Annotated in this window: 3 protein-coding genes; all 3 read right to left on the bottom strand. The window is 73.1% G+C overall.

Annotated elements, in window-relative coordinates:
* Nucleotides 1-406: 406 nt before the first annotated feature.
* Nucleotides 407-1,993, bottom strand: coding sequence for a bifunctional phosphoribosylaminoimidazolecarboxamide formyltransferase/IMP cyclohydrolase (purH, locus tag AC1HC7_RS16700; protein ID WP_479497961.1), 1,587 nt, complete (start codon nucleotides 1,991-1,993; stop codon nucleotides 407-409).
* A 108-nt stretch (nucleotides 1,994-2,101) separates the two neighbouring features.
* On the bottom strand, nucleotides 2,102-3,769 hold the full coding sequence (locus AC1HC7_RS16695; protein ID WP_479497962.1) for a heparinase II/III family protein: 1,668 nt from the start codon (nucleotides 3,767-3,769) through the stop codon (nucleotides 2,102-2,104).
* Nucleotides 3,770-3,882: 113 nt separating this feature from the next.
* Complete coding sequence (locus tag AC1HC7_RS16690) at nucleotides 3,883-5,157, bottom strand: RsmB/NOP family class I SAM-dependent RNA methyltransferase (protein ID WP_479498001.1); 1,275 nt, start codon at nucleotides 5,155-5,157, stop codon at nucleotides 3,883-3,885.
* Nucleotides 5,158-5,180: the final 23 nt, after the last annotated feature.

The raw sequence follows: 5,180 nt of genomic DNA, 5'->3' as shown, positions 1-5,180 counted from the left end.
CCGCCACCCACGCGCCGCGTGCCACGGCCGCCCCCGCGCCCCCCCCCCGCCCGCCCCCCCCCCCCCCCGCCCGCCGGGGCGCCGCCCCAGGCGGGCCGCGCGGCGTTCAGCCGTCGCGGCCGGGCCCAACGGGAGGACCCCCCTTCAGGGGGGGAGCGACGGGCGGGAGGGTTGGCCCGGGATCGCGCGGGGCGAAGGCTTCGCGCGACCATTCCGACGCCCCCGACGCCCCCGACGCCCCCGACGCCACGGACAGGCGGAACCGCCGGGGCGAGGCTCCCGCCCGTCGGACGTCCCCTTGCGGGGCCGCCTCCCGTTGGGCCCGGCCCTCGCGACTTCGTCTCTCGGGGGGGACGCTGCGCTGGCATGGCGAGCGGGGTCGGCGTTGCGGGACGACCGGAAGACGTCAGTGACGGAAGTGGCGCATCCCGGTGAAGACCATGGCGAGGCCGGCCTGGTCGGCGGCGTCGATCACCTGCTGATCACGCATGGAGCCGCCGGGCTGGATCACCGCCGTGGCCCCTGCCTCGGCCGCCGCAAGCAGCCCGTCGGCGAAGGGGAAGAAGGCGTCCGAGGCGACCACGGCGCCTTTCGCCGGGCTTTCGGGCAAGCCCAGAGACTGGGCCATGTCGCGCGCCTTGCGCGCGGCGATGCGGGTGGAATCGACCCGGCTCATCTGTCCGGCGCCCAGACCCACCGTCGCCTGGTCCTTCACGTAGACGATGGCGTTGGATTTCACATGCTTGGCGATGCGCCAGGCGAAGATCAGGTCGGCGAGTTCGCGCGCGTCGGGCGCTCGTCTGGTCACCACCTTCAGATCCGCCGCGCCGATGCGTCCGTTGTCGCGGTCCTGCACCAGAAACCCGCCCGAGACCTGGCGCCAGATCCGCCCGGGGGCGGTCACGTCCGGCAACCCGTCCACGATCAGCAGGCGCAGGTTTTTCTTCGCCGCGAACACCGCGCGGGCGGCGGCGTCGGCGCCGGGCGCGATCACCACCTCGGTGAACACCTTGACGATCGCCTCGGCGGTCTCCGCGTCCAGCGCGCGGTTCAGCGCCACGATGCCGCCGAAGGCCGAGACCGGGTCGCAGGCATGGGCGCGCCGATACGCCTCCAGCAGCGTGGCGCCGCGCGCCGCGCCGCAGGGGTTGGCGTGTTTCATGATCGCGCAGGCGGGGCCGTCCGCGGGGTCGAATTCGGCGACCAGCTCATAGGCGGCGTCGGTGTCGTTGATGTTGTTGTAGCTCAGCTCCTTGCCCTGGAGCTGGGTGGCCGAGGACACGCCAGGCCGCGCCGAGCCGTCCCGATAGAAGGCCGCCGCCTGATGCGGGTTTTCGCCATAGCGCAGGGTCTGGGCCAGGGTTCCGGCGATGGCGCGCCGGCGCGGCGCGGCTTCGCCGATCGCGTCGGCCATCCAGGTCGACACCGCGGCGTCATAGGCGGCGGTGCGCGCATAGGCGGTGGCGGCGAGGCGCTTGCGGAACGCCGTCCTGACACCGCCATGGGCGTCGATCTCCGCCAGCAGGGGCCCGTAATCGGCCACGTCCACCACCACCGCCACATGCGCGTGGTTCTTGGCCGCGGCGCGGATCATCGCCGGGCCGCCGATATCGATGTTTTCCACGCAATCGGCGTAGTCGCCGCCCGCCGCCACCGTGGCCTCGAACGGGTAGAGATTGACCGCCAGCAGGTCGATGGGGGCGATGCCGTGGCTTTCCATGGCCCCCACATGCGCCGGGTCGTCGCGCAGCGCCAGCAGCCCGCCATGCACCGCCGGATGCAGGGTCTTCACGCGCCCGTCCATCATCTCGGGGAACCCCGTCAGGTCCGCCACGTCGCGCACCGCCAGACCGGCGTCGCGCAGCGTCGCCGCGGTGCCGCCGGTGGAGACCAGCTCAACCCCGCGCGCCACCAGCGCCCTGGCGAGGTCCACGAGACCGGTCTTGTCGGAGACGGACAGCAGGGCGCGGCGAAGCGGAGCGGGCGTGGGCATGAAGTATTTCCTTTGCGGGGACAGACTGGCGGGCGGGTTGGCCGGCGCTTTGCGCGGGGCGGGCTTGAACAGGCGCCGGGCGCTTGCGCGCCGGGCGACGGGCGAACGCTAGCGGCTGCGCGGCGCGCGGGGCGCGTCCGAGCGGCGCAGGGCCCAGGTGACGCGGCCCCAATACTCCTTGGCGCGGGCGGTGACCACCAGCTGTTTCGTCGCGCGCGGATTTGGCCTTGTCTCGTCGAAATAGACGCTGTCCTCCAGCGTCAGACGGCCGCCATCCTGCGCAAACGTCCAGCTGGCGTCCGCCCCGGTCAGCAGCGCGTGATCGCCGCGCGACGACAGCCGGACCCCGAGATCCGGATGCAGGTGAAAGCGGATCGAATACCGCACCCCGAGACTGCGCGCGCCCTCCACGACCTTGTCGAACCGCTTGCGGGCCTTGGCGTCGGGGGCGCTCAGCGTGTCCTCGCCGCGAAAATCCTTGCCGTCGGGGGACAGGAACACCCGGCGTTCATGCAGCAGCCCGTGGGTGGACAGATAGCCGTCATGGCTGCACAGCAGCCAGGCGCCGTCGAGATCCTCGGCGGTTTCGGCGTTGACCGTCACCGGCCCCTGGATGAAGGGATGCGGCCCCGGCCCCTTCGCCCTGGGGCCGATGCGCGCCGAGGAGGTGCGTTCGATGGTCAGCGTCGAATGCGCCGCGGTGGCGCGGCAGGCGTCGGCCCATTTCGCGCCGAAATGCGCCCCGGCGCCGGCATTGACGATCACCCGCTGCGCCCCGGCGCTCAATTCGAACGCAAGCGTCGAGGCATGGGCCCCGGGCGTCGGCGGCGGCGGGGCGACATCGATCGCCACCAGCGTGCGCCCGGCGGCGAGCCGATGGAACCCCAAGGCCCGGGCCAGCCGGTGCGATCCGCGCACATCCGCCTGGCTGAGCGCATGGTCGAGCCGCCCGAAGGCCCCGGCCCCGCCGCCGTGGAACCGCGCCAGCCCGCCATCGCCGAAGCGCAGCGCCCGCAGCACCGGCACGATGCGCTGGATGGCCGCCGCATGACGCGGGTCGGGCGGTTCGCCCGCGGATTCAATGGTGCGCGCGCAGGTGGCGAGCAGGGCCAGTATTTCGCCGAGCTGTTCGGGATTGCGGCTGACGACGCCGCCGTGTTCGTCGATGACGCGGGCGGTTTCGGCGCCCATTTCGGCAATGATCTCGCGCTTGACGGCCTGAAAGCAGTCAAAGGCGAGGGCGGCGTATAGCTGCCCGGCCAGCGCCTCCAGCCGGGGCAGGCCGGCGGGGGCCTGGCGCCAGCATTTGCGCAGATAGCGGGTCTGGATGGCGCAGGCGCGGTGGAACCGCCTGCTCAGATCGGCGTCGTTGACGTCGAGGATCAGCGGCGCGTGGCTGATCCAGTGCACCAGGCGGCGCCCGACGACCTCGGGCTTCCAGCCGGGGCCGGCGCCCTCGGCGTATTGCGCGATCCAGCCGAACACCCAGGAACGCGCGGTGCGTCGCGTGTCGCGGGTGCCCGCCGCCTCGCAATCGTCGAGCCAGTCGAAGCCGTGCAGCGCGTCGGTGAATTCGTCATTGGGCGACAGCAGCCGCCAGGGACCGATGCCCGGCGCGACGATCTCCTGCCCGGCGAAACGGTAGGTCCCCTCCAGCAGCCGGTGCGCCTGTTCCGCGTCGCCGATCCAGCGCGGCGCGGGCTGGAACACCAGCGCCTTCGGGGTCGCCCCGATCAGGGCGAGCCGGATTTGCATCTGCTTCTTAAGATCGCTCAATGCAGCCGGTCCCGCATATGTCTGAAATGACCGACGACGCCGGGCGCAGCGGCGCAAAGCCCCGTCCGGTCGTCAGCCGATGCGGCGCAACATAGAAGGGGCCGGGGCCGCTGTCACGCTTCCTTCGCATATGCAGCAGCGAAAAACCCGTCCAAACCGCCGGATTCAGCCAGAAAATCCGGCCGAAGCCGCAGTTCGCCGGCTTCGGTGGCCCAATCGGCGCCGCCGCCAAGGCTGACCGGATCGACGGGCAGCGGGATCGCCTGCGGCGTGCGGGCGCGAAACGCGGCGGCGCGGAGCTCGCCTTCCCGAGGCAGCAGCGAGCAGGTGGCGAAGACCATGCGCCCCCCGGGCGCAAGCCAGCCCCAGGCGCGATCCAGCAGCGCGTCCTGCAGCGCGGCAAGCGCCGAAAAATCCATGTTCCGCTTCAGATGCGGCAGGTCCGGGTGGCGGCGCACGGTGCCGGTGGCCGAACAGGGCGCGTCGATGAGGATGGCGTCGAAGGGCGCGTCGGGCGCCCAGTCCAGCGCGTCGGCGGCGATGACGGTCGCGGCCAGCCCGGTGCGCGCGAGGTTTTCGCGCACCCGCCCGAGACGGCGTTCGGAGATGTCGATCGCCGTCACCTCGGCCCCCGCCGCGGCCAGCTGCAGGGTCTTGCCGCCGGGCGCGGCGCAAAGGTCCAGCGCCCGCTTGCCGCGCAGATCGCCCAGCAGCCTTGCGGGCAGGGCCGCGGCGGCGTCCTGCACCCACCACGCGCCCTCGCCGTAACCGGGCAGCGCGGAAATCTGCCCGCGCCGCGCCAGCCGCAGCCCGCCGGTGGGCAGGCGCGCGGCGCCCAGTTCCCGCGCCCAGCGATCGGCGCTGTCGGGGTCGCGCAGGGTCAGGTCGGTGGGCGCCGGGCGCATATGCGCCTCGGCGATGCGCCGCGCGACCACGCCGCCATAGGCCGAGGACAGCCGCCCCCAGAGCCAGCCGGGGGCGTTGAGCTTCGCCGCGTCCTGCGCCGCCCAGACCGCCGCGCCCTCGCTGGAGATCTTTCGCGCCACGGCGTTGACCAGCCCGGCCAGCCGCTGGCCGTTGGGCCGGGTTTTCAGCGCGGCGACGGCGCCGTCGACGGCTGCATGGGGCTTTTCATCGAAAACCAGCAATTCAACGGCGGCGACGCGCAGGGCGTTGGCGGCCTCCAGCGGCGGGGCCTTGCGGGCGAATTTGCGGATCAGGTCGTCGGCCTGCCCCATATGGCGCAGCGCCGCGCCCGCCAGCGACATGGCGCGGGCGCGGGCGTCGGGGGGCAGGTCGGGGGCGGCGCGATCGGTCAGGTCGGGCAGCATCCGCCCGTCGCCAAGCACGCCCGCGAGCAGCCGCAGCGCCTCGGCCCGGGCCGGCACGCCGGGGGGGGGCGTCTGCGCGG

The organism is Oceanicella sp. (assembly GCF_056449545.1).
The sequence above is the reverse complement of the archived record's forward strand: the minus strand, read 5'-3'. Positions and strand labels throughout refer to the sequence as shown.